The 21,235-nt window shown below is 41.4% G+C and carries 18 protein-coding genes; 10 read left to right on the top strand and 8 right to left on the bottom strand.

What is annotated here, in order from left to right:
* The first annotated feature begins 146 nt into the window (after positions 1–146).
* A complete protein-coding gene (locus BTV98_RS02630; protein WP_058368493.1) occupies positions 147–1,448 on the top strand; it encodes an MFS transporter in 1,302 nt (433 codons plus the stop codon).
* A 147-nt stretch (positions 1,449–1,595) separates the two neighbouring features.
* Positions 1,596–2,567 carry a tRNA dihydrouridine(20/20a) synthase DusA gene (dusA, locus tag BTV98_RS02625; protein ID WP_058368492.1) on the top strand — a complete coding sequence of 324 codons (972 nt, stop codon included), beginning with the start codon at positions 1,596–1,598 and terminating at the stop codon, positions 2,565–2,567.
* Positions 2,568–2,601: 34 nt separating this feature from the next.
* On the opposite strand, the gene BTV98_RS02620 is transcribed toward dusA, so the two are convergent.
* The 4 genes from BTV98_RS02620 to BTV98_RS02605 form a co-directional block, all read right to left on the bottom strand.
* A complete protein-coding gene (locus BTV98_RS02620; RefSeq protein WP_075102839.1) occupies positions 2,602–3,384 on the bottom strand; it encodes a CPBP family intramembrane glutamic endopeptidase in 783 nt (260 codons plus the stop codon).
* Positions 3,385–3,462: 78 nt separating this feature from the next.
* A complete protein-coding gene (locus tag BTV98_RS02615; protein ID WP_058368490.1) occupies positions 3,463–4,350 on the bottom strand; it encodes an alpha/beta fold hydrolase in 888 nt (295 codons plus the stop codon).
* A gap of 171 nt (positions 4,351–4,521) precedes the next feature.
* The gene (gene sppA, locus BTV98_RS02610; protein ID WP_058368489.1) at positions 4,522–5,583 is read right to left on the bottom strand and encodes a signal peptide peptidase SppA; all 1,062 of its coding nucleotides are present in this window, start codon (positions 5,581–5,583) and stop codon (positions 4,522–4,524) included.
* 202 nt (positions 5,584–5,785) lie between these two features.
* A complete protein-coding gene (locus tag BTV98_RS02605; RefSeq protein ID WP_058368488.1) occupies positions 5,786–8,779 on the bottom strand; it encodes a ComEC/Rec2 family competence protein in 2,994 nt (997 codons plus the stop codon).
* A 320-nt stretch (positions 8,780–9,099) separates the two neighbouring features.
* Here BTV98_RS02605 and BTV98_RS02600 point away from each other — a divergent pair, with 320 nt between their 5' ends.
* Positions 9,100–9,675 carry a DUF2062 domain-containing protein gene (locus BTV98_RS02600; RefSeq protein ID WP_256713820.1) on the top strand — a complete coding sequence of 192 codons (576 nt, stop codon included), beginning with the start codon at positions 9,100–9,102 and terminating at the stop codon, positions 9,673–9,675.
* 37 nt (positions 9,676–9,712) lie between these two features.
* Here BTV98_RS02600 and BTV98_RS02595 read toward each other — a convergent pair whose 3' ends face one another.
* The 3 genes from BTV98_RS02595 to BTV98_RS02585 all read right to left on the bottom strand — a co-directional run bounded on the left by BTV98_RS02595 (position 9,713) and on the right by BTV98_RS02585 (position 12,111).
* Positions 9,713–10,024, bottom strand: coding sequence for a hypothetical protein (locus BTV98_RS02595; RefSeq protein WP_058368485.1), 312 nt, complete (start codon positions 10,022–10,024; stop codon positions 9,713–9,715).
* Positions 10,025–10,100: 76 nt separating this feature from the next.
* Positions 10,101–10,781, bottom strand: a complete 681-nt coding sequence (gene lolD / locus BTV98_RS02590) for a lipoprotein-releasing ABC transporter ATP-binding protein LolD (protein WP_058368484.1) — start codon at positions 10,779–10,781, stop codon at positions 10,101–10,103.
* A gap of 94 nt (positions 10,782–10,875) precedes the next feature.
* Positions 10,876–12,111, bottom strand: coding sequence for a lipoprotein-releasing ABC transporter permease subunit (locus tag BTV98_RS02585; RefSeq protein ID WP_058368483.1), 1,236 nt, complete (start codon positions 12,109–12,111; stop codon positions 10,876–10,878).
* Between the two features lie 504 nt (positions 12,112–12,615).
* Between BTV98_RS02585 and BTV98_RS02580 the strand changes: the two genes are divergently transcribed.
* The gene (locus BTV98_RS02580) at positions 12,616–13,602 is read left to right on the top strand and encodes a hypothetical protein (protein WP_058368486.1); all 987 of its coding nucleotides are present in this window, start codon (positions 12,616–12,618) and stop codon (positions 13,600–13,602) included.
* Positions 13,603–13,764: 162 nt separating this feature from the next.
* Here BTV98_RS02580 and BTV98_RS02575 read toward each other — a convergent pair whose 3' ends face one another.
* On the bottom strand, positions 13,765–14,154 hold the full coding sequence (locus BTV98_RS02575) for an SCP2 sterol-binding domain-containing protein (RefSeq protein ID WP_075102837.1): 390 nt from the start codon (positions 14,152–14,154) through the stop codon (positions 13,765–13,767).
* 1,022 nt (positions 14,155–15,176) lie between these two features.
* Here BTV98_RS02575 and ccoN point away from each other — a divergent pair.
* The 6 genes from ccoN (at position 15,177) to BTV98_RS02545 (ending at position 21,187) form a co-directional block, all read left to right on the top strand.
* Entirely contained in the window at positions 15,177–16,658 is a 1,482-nt protein-coding gene (gene ccoN, locus BTV98_RS02570) for a cytochrome-c oxidase, cbb3-type subunit I (RefSeq protein ID WP_058368481.1), read from the top strand.
* Positions 16,659–16,667: 9 nt separating this feature from the next.
* A complete protein-coding gene (gene ccoO / locus BTV98_RS02565) occupies positions 16,668–17,306 on the top strand; it encodes a cytochrome-c oxidase, cbb3-type subunit II (RefSeq protein ID WP_058368480.1) in 639 nt (212 codons plus the stop codon).
* On the top strand, positions 17,306–17,488 hold the full coding sequence (locus BTV98_RS02560) for a CcoQ/FixQ family Cbb3-type cytochrome c oxidase assembly chaperone (RefSeq protein WP_058368479.1): 183 nt from the start codon (positions 17,306–17,308) through the stop codon (positions 17,486–17,488). Before ccoO ends, BTV98_RS02560 begins: the two co-directional genes overlap by 1 nt.
* Positions 17,485–18,633, top strand: coding sequence for a cytochrome-c oxidase, cbb3-type subunit III (gene ccoP / locus BTV98_RS02555; RefSeq protein WP_058368478.1), 1,149 nt, complete (start codon positions 17,485–17,487; stop codon positions 18,631–18,633). Before BTV98_RS02560 ends, ccoP begins: the two co-directional genes overlap by 4 nt.
* Before the next feature lie 453 nt (positions 18,634–19,086).
* Complete coding sequence (gene ccoG, locus BTV98_RS02550) at positions 19,087–20,496, top strand: cytochrome c oxidase accessory protein CcoG (RefSeq protein WP_058368477.1); 1,410 nt, start codon at positions 19,087–19,089, stop codon at positions 20,494–20,496.
* A gap of 103 nt (positions 20,497–20,599) precedes the next feature.
* A complete protein-coding gene (locus BTV98_RS02545; RefSeq protein ID WP_058368476.1) occupies positions 20,600–21,187 on the top strand; it encodes a FixH family protein in 588 nt (195 codons plus the stop codon).
* The last annotated feature ends 48 nt before the right edge of the window (positions 21,188–21,235 follow it).

Here is a 21,235-nt window from a genome sequence, read left to right as displayed (position 1 = left end):
AAAATCTTTTTTAATCAAAACGTTCTAACTTATTTCTTTGGCAAATCAGCATATACCCATGTTGGTTTGCTACTTTTTATGATGGTCGGTTATCTCTACGATGACCGTCTTAACAACCACTTTTATATGTGGATGCGTGATCAATTATGCCCTCTCGTTCTCAATATGCCCTGATGACCTCTAAAGACAAAAGTACCGTTCTGTTTGTCTGCTTTTGCAGCGCTGTTGCTTTTTTTGACTTTCTAATTTATTTATATATCGCAGACATCGTATCGTCTGCTTTTTTCCCTCCTAGTTCTAACACTGATACTATAAGACTACGAGGACTTGGACTATTCGCAGTAGGGTATCTGGCACGACCTCTTGGTGGCATTATTCTTGGACGTTATGGCGATATCAAAGGGCGTAAGCCTACTTTATTAATCAGTATGTCTATCATTGCAGGCAGTTTGCTGGCGATAGCGTTTTTACCAACGTATGCACAATGGGGCATTTTAGCGCCAGTTCTGTTCATTCTCCTTAGGCTTATACAAGGTATGGCATTTGGCCTTTATGTACCATTGGCTTGGGTTTTTGTCGCAGAGCATGTACCGCGGCAGTATCTATCAGTGAGCTGTAGTTATGTGACGGCAAGCTTTTTTATAGGTGTGCTGTTTTCTAATGCTTTTTTTGTATGGCTTACTGGCTCTATGACTCCTACAGAGCTGACCAGTTACGGCTGGCGTTTGCCATTTCTTATTGCAGCGATTCTAAGCTTTTTACCTCTACTTGTATGGCGTTTTCTTGATGAGTCACCATTCTTTTTAGAGCTAACAAAGTCAAAACCTAATAGTCATATCAATCAACCTTTTACCTTGCTCTTTAAACATTGTAAGCATTCAATGTTTATCGGTATGATGCTAACTTTGGTTATATCTAGCATTACAACTGTCATCATACTACTACTCCCAGACTTAATTGAATTACGGTTTGCTTTAGACAAAGATCTATTTGGGTTTTCACACAGTTTGGGCATTGTGTTTATGATCTTTGGCTGCGTATTCTATGGAATATTATCCAACTACCAGAATTTTGGTAAAATTTTGGTAGTTGGTTCTGTTCTACTCATTGCTCAGATGTTTGCGTTTTTTTATCATATGCAAGCTGGCGGTGATTATATTCTGATCATGTATGCCCTTTTAGGGTTTTGCGCTGGCATCGTGGGAATGGTACCTGCTATCTTTGTCCAATTATTCCCCACCAATGTACGTCTGACAGGAATGGGATTTTGTTACAACGTGACCTATGCTCTTGTAGGCGTATCCGTACCTTTTGGTCTTGGCTATGCCACTACGTTTGTAAGCTTTTCGCCCGCACTGTATATCGCTTTTATCGGCTTGATTGGCATTATAATGGGATTTTATTTTTATAACCTGCCCGAATATAAAAGAATCAATCAGTTAATCTAGCTTTGTTATTATTCATTTTACTTATCGTCTGATTACTTACTGCGCTTGTTTGATAGACTTTTTAATCAAGCGTTAGATGTAATGACACGATTGTTTCGTTATATCTCATACAAACGCTTAAAAACAAAATATTAAGGCTCAACAATCATGGTTGATATGACCAATAAACGTCTTTCAGTTGCTCCGATGATTGACTGGACAACGACGGATTATCGTTACTTTGCGCGATTGTTTAACCCGCAAGTGTATCTGTACACCGAGATGATCAGCACTGGCGCACTTATTTATGGCAATCGTGCGCGGCACTTACGCTTTGATGCATTAGAGCATCCTGTGGTACTGCAGCTTGGCGGCGCAGATACTACCGAGATGACTCAATGCGCTGAATTTGCTCAGCAGCATAATTACGATGAAGTCAATATCAACGTTGGCTGCCCCTCTGATCGTGTACAACATAACAAAATCGGTGCCTGCCTAATGGCAGAGCCTAACACTGTGGCCAACTTAGTAACGCACATGCAGGCGGCTGTAGATATTCCAGTAACCGTCAAACATCGCATCGGTATTGATGATTTTGACAGTTATGAGTTTATGGCAGATTTTGTAAAGACGGTAGCTGACGCTGGTTGTACGCGTTTTATCGTGCATGCGCGCACAGCTTGGCTACAGGGGTTGAGCCCTAAGCAAAACCGCGAGATACCGCCATTACGTTATGATGATGTTTATCGTCTTAAGCAGGACTTTCCAGAGCTTGATATTGAGATTAATGGTGGTATCGAGACTGTCGCTGATATTGCCACGCACTTACAATATATCGATGGGGTAATGATTGGACGGGCTTTTTATCATAACCCTTATCTATTAGCAGAAGCTAATAGCTTATGGGATCAGCCGATACCTAAACGTTCAGATATTTTAGCGCAGCTGTATCCGTATTTAGAGGAACAGCTTATAAAAGGTGAGACACTATCGACGATGGCGCGGCATTACTTGGGGTTATTTCAAGGATTGCCCGGTGCTCGCAAGTGGCGACAGGCATTAAGCGGTAAGCCGCAGCTGACACTTGATGATATCAAAAAAGCTGCCGACGAAGTTTTGCAATTGAACCCTAACGCTTAATTTATTCTGCGTGTTTTGGTCAAGTATTTTTTACTTAACCAACTTGGGTTAGGTACTGCCACATAGCAACACCATTATTGATAATATGTAGTAACATAGGTAGTACTAACGAGCCTGACTTGATACGCGCGTAGCAAAATATAAATGCTAGTACTATGATAGTAGTGATTTCATAAATACCGTACTGCAAGTGAATCACGGCAAAAATAAAGCTGGTTACGATACTCGCTAGCAGTGCGCCATTCAACTTCGCTGGCGCAAACTGCTCTGCAACAGCCGACCATAAGATACCGCGAAAGACCAACTCTTCGTATATCGGTGCGACAATCACCATCGCAAAGACGAGCAACCACACTGAGCTGACAGACTGATATAAAGGATCTACAAAAGCCAGTGGTGACTTATCCAACCAATAAGTCAATGTTTGGCTGCCAATCATGAACACTAACAGTATGCCAAACATACCAATGCCAATTGTAAAGGAAAATGGCTTGATCGCTAAATATTCACGTATATCACCAGATTTTACACGTACAATCAAATAGCTCAGTGCCATCAATATTAGGCAACTGATAATAATCGAAGCACTCACCACTGTCCCATCATTACTGCCAAAAAAGAATATATCTCCTATCGTTGTGCTTTTGGTAGCCGGCAGCCATAACCTGCCTGCGATATATACTCCTATCAACTGACTGATAAAAAAAGCAATGACCATTCCTATAACAAGAGAAAATGCACCTAAGCGCGAAAACAAAGCTGGGCGCTTGGGTTGCGGTGTCACTGTATTATTTACAGTAGTAGCACGGTTTGACATATCAAGACCCAAAACAGTAACTTATAATTCTCATAAGTATTTATGATATATAGTATTTAATTAGTATTTAATCGCCAATTAAGATAATAATTGCTGCTTAATCAATGTTAACACTTGCTGTGCAACAGATTCTGGATGTTCAAGCGGAAACATATGACCACCTGCATGGGTTTTATAAGGAATACCTAAGCGCTTTTGGATTTGCTGCGGGAAACGGCGTTTTAAAAATATACTATCCTCTCCAATAATGAGCGTCACTGGCGGCTTGGGCCTACGATTGGGTGACAACCAGTACCAAGAAGGGTTGGTACGAAATACAGCAACCTCGCTGTCTTTAGGAATGGCTAACGTGACTTTGCCATCTGCACGCTCATACAAGCCATGCTGAATGTAACCTTCAAAGCTACGCTCGTCAAAATTTTTAAAAAACCCTTTATGACGCATCTTTTCATAAGCATCTTCACGACTGTCCCAAACATCACGGCGGTTCTTAGAGATACCAGACGGGGACAGCTTATCCATCAGTCGATGATTCATTCGGGGCAACTTGTCAGCTGTTTTTGCGACATGCCATAGCAAGCTTGACTTGCCATAAACCCAAGGCGGATCCATAAGTACTGCTTGATGAAATATATTGGGGGCGCGGTACAACGCTTGCAACGTACACATGGCACCAAGTGAGTGACCCACTGCCACTACTTTTGAGATGCCATGCTTCTCACAGACAGTCTTTACGCTATCGACAATTTGCTGGGTTAGACTGCGCCAATGATCATCAACAGGATAATCTGGATCACTACCTAACATCGGTATGTATTCAACCGTAAAAAATTCGGCCAACGTCTCAAAAAATGGCTGATAGACCGCACTTGGCATCCCGTTGGCATGCGCAAAATGAATGACTGGCTTTTGGGTTATGTTAGATACAGGCAATGATGCAAAGGTCTGCAAATTGATTTCGCTCATGACAGGCTCTCATTATTTCTTATAGAGGTTGCTTTTAAAAGCTTGGTGCTTGATTTGGTAATTTATTTATAATTTAAACTGTCTATATAACTGAGGCTGAGCATAAATATATGCTCAGCCTCAACAATCATACACATTAAATATAATCCGTTCAAAATGAAAAAGGAACGTTTAACGCATCTCGATATTACCATCTTCTTGTGGCAATACATCAAGATTGATACTTGAACCTACGCCCGCACCAAGCTTAACTGCGAAGCGATCCATGAACAGTTGGAACGGATCCATCGGCGTATAATTTACCACGTTATCTAACTTTAACTCTCTTTCTAAGCTTGCAATACTACCTGATTGGTCTGCCAGTCCCAATGCGATAGACTGCTCACCAGTCCAAAACAACCCTGAAAATAAGTTGTTAGCTTCAGGATCTTTAAGACGATCGCCACGACCTTCTTTTACAGCATTGATGAAGTGTTTATGAGTATTGGCAAGTACTTCTTCGACATGCTGCTCTTCATAACTGCTAAGCGGACGTGACAAGCTTAGAATATCTTTATATTCACCAGCCGTAATGGTACGGTCTTTGACACCTACTTTATCCATCAAACCTTCGATGTTATAGTTTGGCATAATGACACCAATAGAGCCCACTAAGCTTGATGGATTGACATAGATCTCATCTGCTGCTGATGCAATATAGTAAGCACCAGAAGCACCGATATCACCAATCACCGCATACAGCTTTTTGTCTGGGTACTGCTGTCGTAGATTCATCATAGTTTGCCAGATCTCATCTGATTGTACCGGAGAGCCACCAGGTGAGTTGATATCAAGTGCCACTGCTTTTGAGTTATTGTTTTCAAAGGCACGCGTCAATGCTTTACTGATATCATAGGCATTTGCAGGATCAGCATTACTTATCGTACCTTGTAACTCAACCACAGCTAAATGCGGCTTACTGGTATCAATACCTTCTAGCCCAGATGGCGCATCATTACTACAACTACGGCCTATCGTTAAAAATAGCAGTAAAATATAACCAAAAGTGAGCAGTTTAAAAAAGATACTCCAACGCCTTGAGCGGCGCTGCTCTTCTACACTGGCTAATAAGGTTTTTTCAATAAGACGCCATTCTTGTCCATTTGGCTGGTTAGGCGATATTTGTTGCAATGGTGCCGGCTGATTTTCTGAATTATCAGGACGTTTGTTAGGGTCTGGCGGCCAGTTGGGCATATAACTTCCTAGGTAAAAAGCGATCTAAAACAAGTAAAGATGGGTATAGAAAATAAGTATAATAAAAAATTTGAATACATGAATGATCGGTACGGCTAGGTCATTTAGTATGGTGGTGTTTTTGTCATGGTTCAATAGTGAAAACGTGAAATGTCATCATACTATGATGTTGATAACAGATGTTAGCAGAATTGGCATCATTTTATGGTGAAGCATTAAAACGTAGCGCTATCTCTAAGGTCTTACGATCATAAGTGATTATCTCATCAATCTGTTGCTGGTTTAATATGTCAGTAGTCACCTGTGACGTACTGTGACCAAGCCACTGCGTAGGATAACCTGAGCTCGTAATATCTGCAAACGAATCATCTGAACATAGCAGTGGCCACATTTGCCAGAGACGCTGATGAGTATCTGCATTTAAAACCAAACGTGCTTGAAACGTCTCGCTTTGATGGGTATTTTTATGACTGGTCTGCGGACTAGCCTTTGATACAGATGCAGTTGAAATAAATGTTTGAGCAGTTTCCTGTAATGACTGCTGTGGGGCATTGGCATCATATCGAACGACTCGAATTGGCTGCTTACTAGCAATCGCTATAGTACAATCCCAAACGCTACTATCATCGATGTCACGCCAGCCCGTTATAGCCTGTACTGCCATATCATTGTTATCTAGCTGCCACGTTTTACCTTGCTCGCAGCTTTGCGCGCTAATCGTGGTTGTTCGCGCGGATTGATTGCGCTCTAGATATAACTGCTGATAAGCTGTCCAGCGCTCGTAATGACCTGCTTGCCAGTACTGATTAATAGGCGTAGTTTGGTTTAATTGTAAGACGCTCATTGGTAGTAGCTCAGCATTTTTAGGGCTGCTTTTAACCTTGCTCTCTTGCTGTTTAGCAGACAAAGTATTGGTTAGCGCTGGTACGCTGGTTTGGACGACGACGCCTTCTAACTGTTTAATCGATAACGTTCGCAGTTGTTGTACTAAATTTGCAGTGATGTCATTTGCAGTCATTGTGCTTGGCATTGTTCTTGTACCATAAGGTCTATGATCTGCTAAAAATAGCCAGTAAACAGTATCTGAAACCGCCGCTCTTTTACCATTATTTTTATTATTGTCTCTAATATTACTATCCATGTGTTGATGTGTTATCGGGTACTGCAATACTGCTGCGCTCAAATACTGATCACCAGTTGGTAATATGTATAAGGTAGGTGTTGTCGCTAAGGACTGCTGATTGGCATATACCGTCATCACTAACAAGCTTAGAGGCGGTAATGCTAGCCCGCGACTAATAAGCCCGCGTGGTAGCAACCATGGTACCATGATCAGTAGCGCCATCAGCAATATAGCCATATTTACTGGTGTATACAGCCAAGCGTCCGATAACGCTGGCAATGACGTTAACCACGCTATCAGCTCATGCAGGCTTGTAACCATCATACTTACCAATGTCCAAATACTGTCTGCTATAGCGGGTAATAACAGATAGCACAGTCCTGCTAACAGATTCAAAGGTACAATGACCCAGCCGAATAAACCAATAGCAAATAGGTTGATAAACAGCCCCCACAACGAGGCCTTGCCAAACAACAACAACGTAATAGGCAACAATGCGATAAATAACCAAAACTGCAATTTAAATATGCGTTTACCAGCCAGCCCTATCTGAGTTAGTAAGGTACCACTTACATGGTTGTTATGAGCAGCGCTATGACGATACGGCACTGAAGATGCATTATCTTGCTGGTGTGATGCGTTATCATATTTTAATAATAATGCCACTGCGATAAACGATAGCCAGTAGCCTGCCTGCCATAATACATAAGGATCATGCCAAGCCATGAGTACTGCTATCGCAAGTAACACACGCATGGTACCAATAGGCAGTAGCGTTAATCGCACCAATCCTATCGCTAGTAGCATCCATGCGGTACGTGCAGCTGGTACATCAAACCCTGTAAACAACGCATAGATAAAGGCAACACCAATCATGACCCACCAGCGCACCTGCCAGCGCGGTATGTTACGATACAGCGCTGGCCAACGGTGGTTTACCATCCAAACTGCTGCACCTGCGAGTATGATGGCCAAAAACAAAACATGCGTACCAGAGATAGCCAACAGATGCGAGATACCAGCCAGTTGGTATAAATCTTTAATATCACGATTGATTAAGCTACGATCACCTGTTAGCAAACTTAAGGTTACCGCTTTTGCTTGCTGCTCTGATGACGTTTGCTGCAGCCAATCTGCATAAAAATGCTGACGCAGCTGCCAACGCCCTTGGTCAATACGAGTACGCAAACTGTTAAGAAATGAGTTAGAGACATTATCGAAAGCAGTGATTTTTGATGAGTTGTCTAGCGCTCTGATGGGCTCACCAGTGGCAATAATAGCAGCCATACCATCGATGTGACGCCCTCTAAGCCAGCGATAGCTATCGAAACCTGTTGGATTATTGATGGTTTGCTCAGAGGTAGCCAAAGGTGCAAGCTTCAAAGTCATAAACAGCTGATCACCAGGCTGTAGATTATTGAGATTGGTTATCTGTGTATTATTAGAAGTTTGATTAGGATAAGCATTGAGCAACACGCGATGTTCTAAGCTTTTATCACTATCGTAATTTACGTCTTTATTATATAAATCTTTATTACTTAGGCTGTTATTAATGTAGGCTTGTGTTTGCGTTTGTAGCTCTTGCACAGTTAATGTAGAAACCAAAGGCTCAATTGCCTGCAAAGTTGCCACTTGCCGATAGCCACTATTCGTCGCAGGGTCGTACACACTATCGCTAATGCTTTCGATAGTCACCCATGCGCGTACCTGCGTAGTCTTAGTAATCTTTGTAGCTTCCGCTTGCTGATAGGCCGATAATGCTTGTAGTGCACTTCCGATAATCAGCACACTAGCTATGACAGTCATCAGTAGACAACGGACAAACTTATAAAATACGGTGGTATCTTTTGTTCGATGTTTATGGAGGGAGTGATTACTGACTGACGATAGCGCTGCACTGCGCTGGAGAATAAAAAGAAGAATCACCGTTGTTACGGTTAACAAAAGCCACATAAGAGAACTTGTGATAGGCAAGTTGAATGGTAATAGCCTATCTTGAGCAAAGTCCATAGTCCCTATTGATAATACGCCTACCATCGCTATAATGCTTGAGATGCCAACTGCCCAATACATCAGCACTCCTTACATGATGGCTTATCAAATATACACTCAGCTTTAGATAATGCTGAAAGAATGACTATAATTAGATTTTTATTATACGTCATTTGTTTGGTTATTTATTAACTAACATTAGACGACTAAACACCGATGATAGCATTATTAATGTTATTACCCTATACTATTTAACATATCGCGACTGCTTCTATTGATAGCCACTCGTCCTGTTATTTTATCGGCAATTTATCTTTACTGACGATATTTTCCAATATTGTTAAATACTAAACCCTTGTACTCTTCTGAGTGAACTGTAGATAACGATCAAAGGCAAACCTGTGCCCCAAAAACGTCTCAAAAGCCTCCTACCCACGCCCGAAAAAATTTTGGAGAGCCGCTCTTTAAAGCTGTTTGCGCCGCATTTGGCTGATCCACGTTTATGGCAATTTAATCGTCATAGCTTGAACAAGGCAGTTTATATTGGGGTGCTTAGTGCATTTTTTCCGTTACCAGGACAGATGTTACTGGCGTTGATTGGTGCGCTTATTTTTCGTGCTAATGTACCCATGGCCCTTGGTTTGACGTGGATTACTAATCCTCTTACTACGCTACCTATTTTTTATGCTGGTTATTACGTTGGCGCCCACATTATGGGCGAGCCAATGATTAGTTTACGAATAATTGGAAGGATGATTGCTGACTTTAGTTTATGGGTACTTGCAAATGGTGCCAATCCGTTCATTACTTATCGTGGTACAGTGTCATTGACTGCGTTTTGTTTAGGACTGACGTTGTTAGCCGTGGTGACTAGTCTTATTTGTGGTTTAACCTTTAAGGCGATCTGGCGCTATAAAACAGTGACAAGCTGGCAAAAGCGTCAAAAAGAGTCTTCAGATAAACACCCAAAGACGTAGTAAAAGGTATCTATGTTAAGTGTTTTGTTTAAAAACACTACTCTTCTTGGTCTTTATTTATAGCGTCAACGACTTGATCGGTAAAATTATCATTCATTACTAAGATATCTATCACTTCCTTATCTTTGAGTAACGTATAACGTTTTCCCGTAGCGCTGTCTTGAGCTTTTAGATCATAGTCAGCACCAGCAAGCGTAATGGCATCAAAAGCGGGTGTCAGTAACTCTATTTGTGTCTGTCTATCGATCGTCTCAAAAAGCGTTGGGTCAATATAGTCCTTTAACGGATCGTTGCCTTCTTCAGCGCTACCAAAAGCAGAAACTGGATCATCGTTCTTATTATCATTCATAATATTTATCCTTATAAACGTTGCACAGACTTTAAATCATATGAATATGGTTTGCCATTGATATACTCTCGATAACTTAATACTCAGCCCAATGACCATTGCGTAGTAGCAACTGCCGATCAGCCAGCGCAGCCAAATTGCGGTCATGAGTCACCATGAGTAATGCTGTTTGCATGGTGCTTTGCAGCTCTGATAGCAGTCCAAACACAGATTGGGCATTGTCGTAATCCAAGTTACCAGTCGGTTCATCCGCTAATATGAGTGATGGCTTAGTCACCAAAGCACGAGCAATAGCCACGCGCTGACGCTCACCACCTGACAACTCTCCTGGTCTATGGTCCAAACGATGGCCTAAACCCACGTTTTCTAACAGCTCAACGGCTTGCAGACGCGCTTCTGTTGTGGACACTTTGGGTCGCATTAATAAAGGCATAGCGACATTTTCTACCGCGGTGAACTCTGCCAATAGATGATGAAACTGATAGATAAAGCCCAAATATTGATTGCGCATGGCGCCGCGCTGGGTTTCATTCATATGATTTAAGCACTTACCATGCAGCCATACTTCACCATTAGTAGGTGTATCTAGACCGCCTAACAAATGCAGCAAAGTACTCTTACCTGACCCACTTGTGCCAACAATGGCAATGCGCTCGCCTGCATTGACAGACAAATCTAATCCTGTCAGTACTTGCGTATGCACTGCACCTTCATCGTATATCTTACTAATGTTGCTTGCCTCTAAAATGGCCGCCATACCGCTTCCTTCATTCATATTTGTCAATCAAAAGCTGACACTTAAAATTTATAATTATATTTCTTATATGTTTATCGTAACGTCATCAACATGACTACTCATAACGCAACGTTTGCGCAGGTTGGATCTTGGCTGCGCGGCGTGCAGGATAGATGGTTGCCAAAAAGCTTAGAACAAATGATGCACCAGTGATCAGTACGACATCGACCAAGCGTAGCTGCGATGGTAAGTAATTAATAAAATAAGCATCGAACAGGTTTAAGCCAAAGCTTTGATTGATCCAACCTAAAATATCGCTAATACTTAAGGCAAAAATGACCCCAAGCACAGTACCAGCTACTGTACCAATGACCCCGATTACCACACCTTGCACCATAAATACTTGAGTAATCAAACGCGGAGAAGCGCCAAAAGTCTTTAAGATAGCGATGTCTGCTTTTTTGTCAGTGACGAGCATGACTAAGCTTGAGACGATATTAAAGGCTGCGACAAGGATAATTAAGAACAATAATAAGCCTACCATCGCTTTTTCCATCTGAATCGCGCCGAATAGATTGCCATGAGTCTGTGTCCAGTCATTGGGGTACAGTTGTTCTGGCGCAATTGCCGCCGCTTTTTGCGCTGCCATCGGTGCATTGAATAAATCACCAAGCTTCATACGAATACCTTGCGCGCCCTCAGGAAGACGCAGCAATTTAGCAGCATCATTCATCGGAATGAATGCCATCAAGCTATCCACTTCTGGACTAATACTAAAAATACCTGTCAAAGTAAAACGCTTAAAGCGCGGTATGACACCAGCTGGCGATGGTGATGCTTCTGGTAGCACCAACGTGACCTTGTCGCCAATATTCAAACCAAGAGACTGTACCATCTCCTCGCCCAACACAATACTAAAGTCGCCACCTTTTAGAGTATCAATGCTGCCTTCAGTCATATGCTTATTAATGATTGAGACATTTTTTTCGTACTCAGGATCAATACCTGTGACCATAATACCGGCAACTTGACCATTAGAAGTCAACATACCTTGCAGTTGAATAAATGGTGCGACTGCTGAAACCTCCGGATCTTCTTGAATACGTTCAGCAAGCTGTTTCCAATCGCCAATGACCTCAGGTGACGTCACAGTCGCTTGTGGAACCATTCCCAAAATACGGGTCTTTAGTTCGCGATCGAAGCCGTTCATCACTGATAGCACGGTAATCAATACCGCTACTCCAAGAGTTAGACCTATCATTGAAATGAGCGATATAAAAGAGATAAAGCGATTACTACGCTCTGCTCGGGTGTACCGTAAACCGATAAATAATGCTAAAGGACGAAACATATTCAAACTCTTTATCTTATCTAGGTGAGCAACTGTCATATAAGCACACTAACGTAAGCCAATAAGCTTTCCGCGCTTAACAAGCAACTGAGCCAGTACTGGTCATGCTTATATGAATATAACGCAGACATATAAACATGGTTTTAGACGTCCCAATCGTGGCTACCAAAAAAGTGGATAGTTTGACACAATTTTTCTAATATGTGCCAGTCATTCGTAAAAACTGCAGGTCTTTTTTCATAAAATACAGCGCTTCGTTATTATTTTTTTATGAGGGGCTTGCTATTAGTTGCGTCTATACCTATATATTGTATGCTAAGGACAATTGTCATTAACCCATCATTGTTGTTTGTTGACCCATTGCTGCTGCGCAAACATAGCACAATATTGAGAATGTATATAATATATTGCTTAGGTATTGGCTTACTGCGTTAGTAACAAATAAAAGCTCATCGTGCTATTTGGTGTCCAAACTTCATGGCAGACTTAAGTTTGAGTATCTTCATGACTATTAATTATCAATATAAAAACGTACAATCACCCACCAAAATTACTTTAACAGACGAGCAAACGGCAGGGCACGCTGATCATTGGCGTATTTTGACTGATGATATGAGTCGTGATGTGCCTGAATGGTTACAGCAGATGATTGAACATGCGACCATGCCTAAAGGTCTCAACAATAATGCAAGTGCTCAAGATTCTTGTTTGCTACTGTCTGAGGATCAGCCTTGCCATATCAATCAGGTACTTGCAATGAAAGATGGCAAACCTGAATGCTTTATTAACGCCTATCCTTGCGTCAATGGTCCTTATGGTCTGACTTGTACGATTGAGCGTATGATTGTCAGTGACAGCTCGCATGATGCAGTACTACGCCTGCGTAGTGTTGATGGCAGTATTATTTATGCTTTTGATCAGCTCTACACAGCCAACCGTCATCTCTATCAACAAAACACACCATATTTTGTGAATTTTAGTGCTTGGGCTCACGAGATCTCGATCAGCGATCAAGACGAAGTTATTATGGTCGAGGATCAAGAAGCGATCCGTTACCATCGCGCTTTTAATGATATCGTTGCGGCCAATGATGGACAAGTACCAGAAGATATTCAAGAACAAATTAAAGAGTGGCAACCAGAGACTAAAGAACAAATGGCGCCAGTAGAGATCAACTTGGGTCATATGTGCGCTTATCTATTTGGCGATACGCTTGGTCAAGAAGATGAGGCTTGGTGCCAAGGGCAAGTTATTGGCAAACAAGAAACGACATTCAATGACAAGCCTATCATTTTGTTTGATGTGGTCATCTTGCGTGAACAAGATGCAGATCCATTTGTTGTGCGTATTGGTGCGCTAAGTACGCCAACCACGCAAGCCATCAAGGTAAATAACTATATTCAAGCAAATATCTGGCTACAAGCAGCGATTTATAAAGAAAATCAAGATTCTAAAAACACAAAAGTACAAATACAAACTCAAGCCAGCTGATATGTCCATAATCATCTAAATAATCAATCATCTAAGCAATCTTACTGTCTAAAAACGGTACATGAATCAAATAAAAAGCCCCTAATTTAACTAGGGGCTTTTTATTTGGAAGCTTCTATTTACAGGCTTTTGGTCTAAGATTAATATCTTCAGACCAATACTTTAGGCCATGGTAGTCATAGACTTAATTTTTTTAAATAGCTCTTTTTGCTCTGTACTTGGACGGGCAGTTTGTAATGCCATTAACTGTGACATATCACCTTCGACACGAATTTTACCACTCATGAAAGCACCCATAATCTCATTCATATCGAAATTTGTGATGATAGATTGTAAGGTATCACGATCAAGTAATAGTGTCGTGGTAGCATCATCGTTTAAACCTTTGTGAAGGAGCCCATCTGAAAAACTGGCTTCGATATCTTGCTCAGCATCAGAGACTTTTAAATTGATAACCATGTTTGCCAATGCCGGTGGTAAGTTCAACTCGCCAGCCTCATCCCCTAACTGCGATACTTGCTCAAACCATGCGTCCGTTAAAAAAACTGCCATATTATTATCCTTTATACGTTAAAAAATTACGGTCAATGTTACTGCGCCTCATTATGGCGTGGTTTTATAATAAGTAAAACCTAAAGCTACGAGCTTTTGCCAAATTGTAACAAATTCTACTACCTCTATGTTTGTTTAAAACAGTCATTCATCAACATAATTAACGTCTTTTACCTAATATCGCCTTATATGAAAGTCATAATAAAAATCCTTACGTTTTATATTGATATATCAAGGTTTTTTGTTATGATGAGCGCCGACAACCCTAAATAATCGGTTGTCATATATAAGTTATCGGCTTGCTAAGCTCAATAGATTACACGTTATTTAACATCGATAAACTTCAAAAAATTCTCTTAACATATCCACTTTATAAGCGTATCATAAGTTAAATCATATGGTTAGCGACAGATAGGTTAATAGTATTGATAAGGGTAAATGGTAGAACTTAGCATTATTGAATGGCAACGTTGTTACACTATTGACCTATTAACGCCAAATTATAGTTCCATTCATTTTTATTATAAACATGGTGTTTTACAGCCATTTTCTCAGTGATAAGTGAAGGTTGTTAGCCACATTGTTTACCAAAGAGTTTGTATTTTGACGCATAGTTCTGATGATATTTCATTAAGATTGCGTTACAATACCTTAAACAGAATCAGGAGTTTTAACTAAACATTACGTCAATATGTTTTTGTCAGCCGCCGCTCGCATACCTCTATCATTCACACTTTGTAAAATAGACGTTTGATGCCTAAGGTCGGCTTGTTTTCTTATTAACTGTAACGATGTATTAACTGCCTTAGTCTCGCCGAATAGTAATCATGACGCCTTGTTGCTTATGTATTGTTATTACTAGTCAATCCCCTGCGAAAAGTTCTATAAAGTAGTTAATAAACCCTTACAGTAATAGGTTAGTTGGACAATAGCATGTGTCACGTTCGTTATATTTTATCGTATATGCAACGTGGAGAGTTAGTTAATTCTATTGATAATTCGGGCTGTAAAGGAATCATCCAATGAGTTTACAAAACACAGCAGTCGCCCCAGTTGACCGTGAATACGAAATTACTGTCGTAAGATTTTTTACGATTATGGCCGTCACGTGGGGCATTGTCGGCATGAGTCTTGGTGTGTTCATTGCTTCACAGTTGGCTTGGCCAGCACTTAACTTCGACATTCCATGGCTGACCTTTAGTCGTTTAAGACCGCTACATACCAACGCGGTCATTTTTGCGTTCGGTGGCTCTGCCCTGTTCGCAACCTCTTATTATGTTGTTCAGCGTACTTGTAAGACAAGGTTATTTGCACCTTATCTAGCTTGGTTTACCTTTTGGGGTTGGCAAGCGGTTATCGTCTCAGCGGTTATTACCCTACCATTAGGTTTGACCTCTACTAAAGAGTACGCAGAACTTGAGTGGCCTATCGATATTTTGATCGCTTTGGTATGGATATCTTATGCCATTGTATTCTTCGGTACGCTGATCAAACGTAAAACCTCACATATTTATGTGGCTAACTGGTTCTTTGGCGCCTTTATTATTACGATTGCCTTACTACATATCGTAAACAGCATGGCGATTCCTGTTAGTGCGTTTAAGTCATATTCTCTATTTGGCGGTGCAACTGATGCGATGGTGCAATGGTGGTACGGTCATAATGCGGTAGGTTTTTACTTGACGGCGGCTTTCCTTGGAATGATGTATTATTTCGTTCCGGTGCAGATTGGTCGTCCTATCTACTCGTATCGTTTGTCTATCGTTCACTTTTGGGCATTGATTGCGTCATATATGTGGGCTGGTGGTCACCATTTGCATTATTCAGCGCTTCCAGATTGGACGCAGTCTCTTGCGATGGTGTTCTCTATCATTCTGTTTGCGCCATCTTGGGGTGGTATGATCAACGGTGTACTAACGCTATCAGGTAGTTGGGATAAGTTGCGTACCGATCCGATCATTCGCTTTATGATTGTTGCATTGTCATTTTATGCAATGTCGACATTCGAAGGCCCAATGATGTCTATTAAGACGGTGAACGCGCTATCGCATAATACTGACTGGACAGTAGGTCACGTACACTCAGGCGCGCTTGGCTGGGTAGGTATGATTACCATTGGTTCACTATACGTACTGTTACCTCGTATTTATAACAAACCAAAGATGTACTCTATCAGCTTAATCACCACGCACTTTTGGCTGGCGACTGCAGGGACTATCTTCTACATCGTATCTATGTGGATCTCAGGCATCGGTCAAGGCATGATGTGGCTTGCGACTAATCCTGACGGTACTTTGGTATATAGTTTCGTTGATACGGTTGAGTTCTCACACTTCCCGTATATTGGTCGTGCTTTTGGTGGCTTCTTATATGTATCGGGTATGTTTGTCATGGCATATAACTGCTATAAAACACTCAAGATGCCAGAAGGTAAGCCTGTAGATGTCGCGGATCCAACGGATCATGAACCTAGTGTCGAAAAACCATCGACAGCTAACGTATAAGGAGCGATCATGGCTGGTACACCGCATGAAATTATTGAAAAAAATACAGGCTTGTTGGTCATCGGTATCGTTATTGCTATTAGCTTTGCAACGCTAGTTGAAATCGTACCATTGATTTATGATAATAAAAGTCCCGAGGATGGTGGGGTCAATGCTCCCCTTCCCGCTATGGAACCATGGACGGCACTAGAGTTTGAAGGTCGTGACATCTATATTCGTGAAGGCTGTCACGTCTGTCATACCCAGATGGTTCGTCCGCTACGTGCAGAAGTTGAACGTTATGGACCGTATTCACGCGCTGCTGAGTCTACGTGGGATCACCCATTTTTATGGGGCTCAAAACGTACTGGACCTGATTTGGCACGTGTTGGTGGACGCTACTCTGAGGATTGGCAAAAGCAGCATTTGATCGATCCGCGTTCATTGGTACCAGAGTCTGTTATGCCAGGCTTCCCATGGCTTGCAACCAATGAAGTTAATGGTGAGAACGTTCAAACTAAGATGCGTCTATTCCGCGATCGTTTTGGCGTACCTTATACTGAAGAAGACATTGAAGGTGCTCCTGATGCTGTTTTAGGTGCTACTGAGCTTGACGCTCTGGTTGCCTACCTTCAACAGTTGGGTACTGCGATGGAAGGACAGCGCTAATGGGTATTGGTGAATTACAAACAATTGCGACTGTCTCTGCCTTTATCGCTTTTTTGGGCGTTGCATGGTGGGCGTATTCGCCAAAAAACAAAAAACGCTTCGAAGAAGATGCACAACTTGCGCTTGATGAGGAGGTTGAAGAACCTTTGTCTGAAGAGCAGCGCAATAAGGATGAACGATGACATTTTTTTGGAGTTCTTGGATCACCATATTAAGTATTGGGTGTTGGCTTTTTATCCTTGGGGTCTTATTATTTGTATTAAAATATAGACCAGACCTTGAGGAAGACGGTACGACAGGTCACACTTATGATGGCATTCGAGAATACGATAAACCACTTCCTAAATGGTGGTTAGTAATATTTTTTGGCTCAATCGTTTGGGGAGTTGCCTATTGGGTGTTTTTCCCCGCTATTTTTCCATCAAAATGGGACGGTATTGCAACGGTAGAAGTTGATGGTGAGACTGTACCGTGGACCTCTCATAATGAGCTAAATAGCGAACTTGAAAGTAACAACAAAGTTTTTACTGATAATTTTGAAAAAAATATTTTGGCAAAAGCTGACGCCAGTGGTGCTACATCGACATTAGCGACACTTGCTGAGATGCAAGCGACCATGCGTCGTAGCGAAAACCCACCAGCAGATTTGCAGACGCAGATTGATCAAAAGGTAGCAGAGCTTGCTCCTTACGTAGAAAAACTGTCTGAAAACCCAAATGCTTTAAAAGTGGGTAGTCGCTTATTTTTACAGAACTGTTCAGTATGTCATGGTTCTAACGCTAAAGGTGCCGTGGGTTATCCTAATCTAACTGATAATGATTGGTTATATGGCGGTGCCCCTGAGAACATCTTGACGACGCTTCATAACGGCCGTGTCGGTGGTATGGCAGCTTGGCGTGATCAGCTTGGAGAAGAAGGTATACGGGCAGTTTCTGAGTATGTGTTGGCTATATCTGGTAACCAAGAAGGCTATGATCTTGATGAGACGATGGTTGCACAGGGCAAGGTTATCTTTAATGAGCCTACTAACTGTGTACTATGTCATGGTGAAGATGCTAAAGGTATGATTTCTACTGGCGCCCCTAACTTGACTGATGATATTTGGTTGTATGGTGGTGATAGAGAAACCATTCGAGAGACATTGCGTTATGGCCGTGCTGGTGTTATGCCTGAATGGCAGACTAAGTTAGGTAACGAGCGCATTATGCTTCTTGCTGCATATGTTTATTCATTATCTGACCAAAAAGTCCAGTCTGACGCGTCACCTGCTATGGCTACTACTCCTAATACGAATACAGCAGAAGCAGTAGAAGTTTCTACTAATTAAGATTGTCTTATTAGCTTCTGCATCATGGTCGTTGATATATTATTTAAAGAGGAGGACTGTCGTTGCAGTCCTCCTTTTTTGGTTGAACGTTTATTTATAGGTCTTCTTATAGACCTTAGTGTCCTACGTAGACTCTCATAAATCATATGGTTTCTACCATAATGATGATTGTTTTTTGAGGTTATTACCCCATTTAGAGTAAGGGAAATGCTAAAATAGCGAGGCTCATAAACAGCACGCCAGTTATAGTTTTAGATAGTATTCATCCAATCCCAACCAGTTATTTATAGTCGCTCATTTGGTAATTAGGTTAACCTACTTTTTATTCGTATTCGATAGGTTGTCTTTTTACTTACTGACATCGATAACATTATAAGCATTTACATCTTGTTTTTTCATAGGTGTTTGTTACTCATGCCAGCAGACTGATTCTTTTTTTAAAGAGGCACGTTTATGTCAGCACAACAACCCAATAAAATCCCAGTACAACAAATAGATCTTGATGCGACAAAGCATCGTATACACCCCCGATTCGTCACAGGTTTTTATCAAAATATTCGCGTCATTAGCATGTATGCATTTTTAGCGTTGTTTTTGATTTTGCCTTGGCTGCGTTATAACGGTAGGCAAGCAATATGGTTTGATGTGCCATCTCAGCATTACTATATTTTTGGTATGACGTTTTTGACGCAAGACTTTTACTTTATTGCTGCGTTCGCTCTTATTGCCGCTTTTACACTATTTATGGTGACCGTCTATGCTGGACGGGTGTGGTGCGGCTATGCTTGCCCACAGACCATTTGGACACATCTTTATCAATATGTAGAAAAGATAGTCATCGGTGATCGCAATAAACGTATCAAGTTTGATAAGTCGCCCATGACTGCGACTAAAGCTTTCAAACGCTTTTTGGTATATTTTATCTGGTTCGTCTTTTCGATGATTACTGCTACTACCTTTGTTAGTTATGTAGCAGGAACTGACTATCTGTATGGCAGCTGGCAGCTCATAGGTTTTATGCCATTCCCTGATTGGTCAACGTGGGTTTGGGTCTCAGTATTTATATTTGCTTTTTCAACTTATGTTAATGCTGGTTACATGCGTGAACAGATGTGTGTCCAGATTTGCCCTTATGGTCGTTTCCAGAGCGTCATGTTTGATAAAGACACCCTTATTGTGTCTTATGATTATGATCGCGGTGAACCTCGCGGCGCTCGTAAAAAGGGGACTAATCCAGAACATCTAGGTGACTGTATCGAATGTCAAATGTGTGTACAAGTATGCCCTACTGGTATTGATATTCGAGACGGTCTGCAAGTCGCGTGTATTCAGTGTGCAGCATGTGTGGATGCTTGTAATGAAGTCATGGACAAAGTTGGCTATCCACGAGGACTTATCAGATATACAACTGAGAGGCAACTGGCTGAAAAAGAGCCTAGCCGTGTCTTACGTCCGCGTCTGTTTGCTTATTTGACTCTATTGGCTGTGTTATGTGGTGGTCTTATTTACGCATTAACTGATCGCGTGCCATTAGAGATTGATATACGTCGTGACCGTAATCAGCTGTCTTCTATGACCAACCAAGGTATGATTGAAAACAGTTACATTGTGAAGCTGACCAATAAAACCCAAGAACCTCATGCTTATAAAATATCGCTTGCGCCGCAAGATGGTCTAAGTTTAGAGCTGCGTTTCAACGATGTGCCATTAGAAGCTGGTGAAAGCTTTGATATGCCTGTTAGCATTTACGGTGACCCTGATGTCGTTGAGTCTGGTCAAACGCCTATTACTTTAAACGTAGTAAGTGAAGATGGTCAGTACAAGGTAAGTAAACAAAACATTTTCACGACTCAAGGCCAGTAAATACTTGAAATATAACGTATAATCTATACTTGAGTGACTAGATTTAGGTCACTCAAACTAGGCAATAGTACATTGATCGTCTCATACATTTAATAGGTATTTTATGTCTACACCCACTCCTACGCCAAGTTTTAAGCGTCAAGATAGCCAGCCATGGTATAAAAATTACATGGTAGTCATCTTTGTCATCGGTATGCCAGCCTTTGTGGTTATCGCTTGCCTCTGGTTTGTTTATTACTCTTATCAAATTCGTGACAGTGTGGTACGTGATGATTGGTATATGGACGGTAAGACGCTTTATCACGATGTATCACGCGATAAGCTGACCTATGATCTAGACTTACGCGGCAAAATGAAATTTACCTCAGACGGTGACATCACTTTTTATCTCGATTATCCGCAGCAAAGCTTACAAACGGGTAAACTGTTGAATGGTGAACCACTTACCTACCCTGATACGTTAGAGCTTTCCATATCGCACGCAACGGATGTTAAAAAGGATCGAGATGTGGTGCTAGAACACCAAGAAGGAAATAAATATAGTGCCAAAGTAGATATTGATTCAGTAAAAGCCAAGTACTATTTACAAGTAAGTAACGATGGTAAAGACGACTGGCGTATGCAAGACGTTGCAAGACTGCCGCGTTCAGAGGTCAGCTTTGATCCCCTGCCCGTGTTTGCCAAAAGCTAAAACCAGTCATAAACCGTGAATTTTAAAACATAAAAAACCAGCTGATTA

The organism is Psychrobacter sp. Cmf 22.2 (assembly GCF_001921745.1).
In the GTDB taxonomy this organism is placed as follows: domain Bacteria; phylum Pseudomonadota; class Gammaproteobacteria; order Pseudomonadales; family Moraxellaceae; genus Psychrobacter.
Note: the sequence above shows the minus strand (reverse complement) of the source record. Positions and strands in the feature narration are given on the sequence as shown.

Excerpts from the sequence above, each read along its gene's own strand:
- BTV98_RS02630 (WP_058368493.1), top strand. The coding sequence starts at position 147 with ATGCCCTCTCGTTCTCAATATGCCCTGATGACCTCTAAAGACAAAAGT.
- dusA (WP_058368492.1), top strand. The coding sequence starts at position 1,596 with ATGGTTGATATGACCAATAAACGTCTTTCAGTTGCTCCGATGATTGAC.
- BTV98_RS02620 (WP_075102839.1), bottom strand. The coding sequence starts at position 3,384 with ATGTCAAACCGTGCTACTACTGTAAATAATACAGTGACACCGCAACCC.
- BTV98_RS02615 (WP_058368490.1), bottom strand. The coding sequence starts at position 4,350 with ATGAGCGAAATCAATTTGCAGACCTTTGCATCATTGCCTGTATCTAAC.
- sppA (WP_058368489.1), bottom strand. The coding sequence starts at position 5,583 with ATGCCCAACTGGCCGCCAGACCCTAACAAACGTCCTGATAATTCAGAA.
- BTV98_RS02605 (WP_058368488.1), bottom strand. The coding sequence starts at position 8,779 with ATGTATTGGGCAGTTGGCATCTCAAGCATTATAGCGATGGTAGGCGTA.
- BTV98_RS02595 (WP_058368485.1), bottom strand. The coding sequence starts at position 10,024 with ATGAATGATAATAAGAACGATGATCCAGTTTCTGCTTTTGGTAGCGCT.
- lolD (WP_058368484.1), bottom strand. The coding sequence starts at position 10,781 with ATGGCGGCCATTTTAGAGGCAAGCAACATTAGTAAGATATACGATGAA.
- BTV98_RS02585 (WP_058368483.1), bottom strand. The coding sequence starts at position 12,111 with ATGTTTCGTCCTTTAGCATTATTTATCGGTTTACGGTACACCCGAGCA.
- BTV98_RS02580 (WP_058368486.1), top strand. The coding sequence starts at position 12,616 with ATGACTATTAATTATCAATATAAAAACGTACAATCACCCACCAAAATT.
- BTV98_RS02575 (WP_075102837.1), bottom strand. The coding sequence starts at position 14,154 with ATGGCAGTTTTTTTAACGGACGCATGGTTTGAGCAAGTATCGCAGTTA.
- ccoN (WP_058368481.1), top strand. The coding sequence starts at position 15,177 with ATGAGTTTACAAAACACAGCAGTCGCCCCAGTTGACCGTGAATACGAA.
- ccoO (WP_058368480.1), top strand. The coding sequence starts at position 16,668 with ATGGCTGGTACACCGCATGAAATTATTGAAAAAAATACAGGCTTGTTG.
- BTV98_RS02560 (WP_058368479.1), top strand. The coding sequence starts at position 17,306 with ATGGGTATTGGTGAATTACAAACAATTGCGACTGTCTCTGCCTTTATC.
- ccoP (WP_058368478.1), top strand. The coding sequence starts at position 17,485 with ATGACATTTTTTTGGAGTTCTTGGATCACCATATTAAGTATTGGGTGT.
- ccoG (WP_058368477.1), top strand. The coding sequence starts at position 19,087 with ATGTCAGCACAACAACCCAATAAAATCCCAGTACAACAAATAGATCTT.
- BTV98_RS02545 (WP_058368476.1), top strand. The coding sequence starts at position 20,600 with ATGTCTACACCCACTCCTACGCCAAGTTTTAAGCGTCAAGATAGCCAG.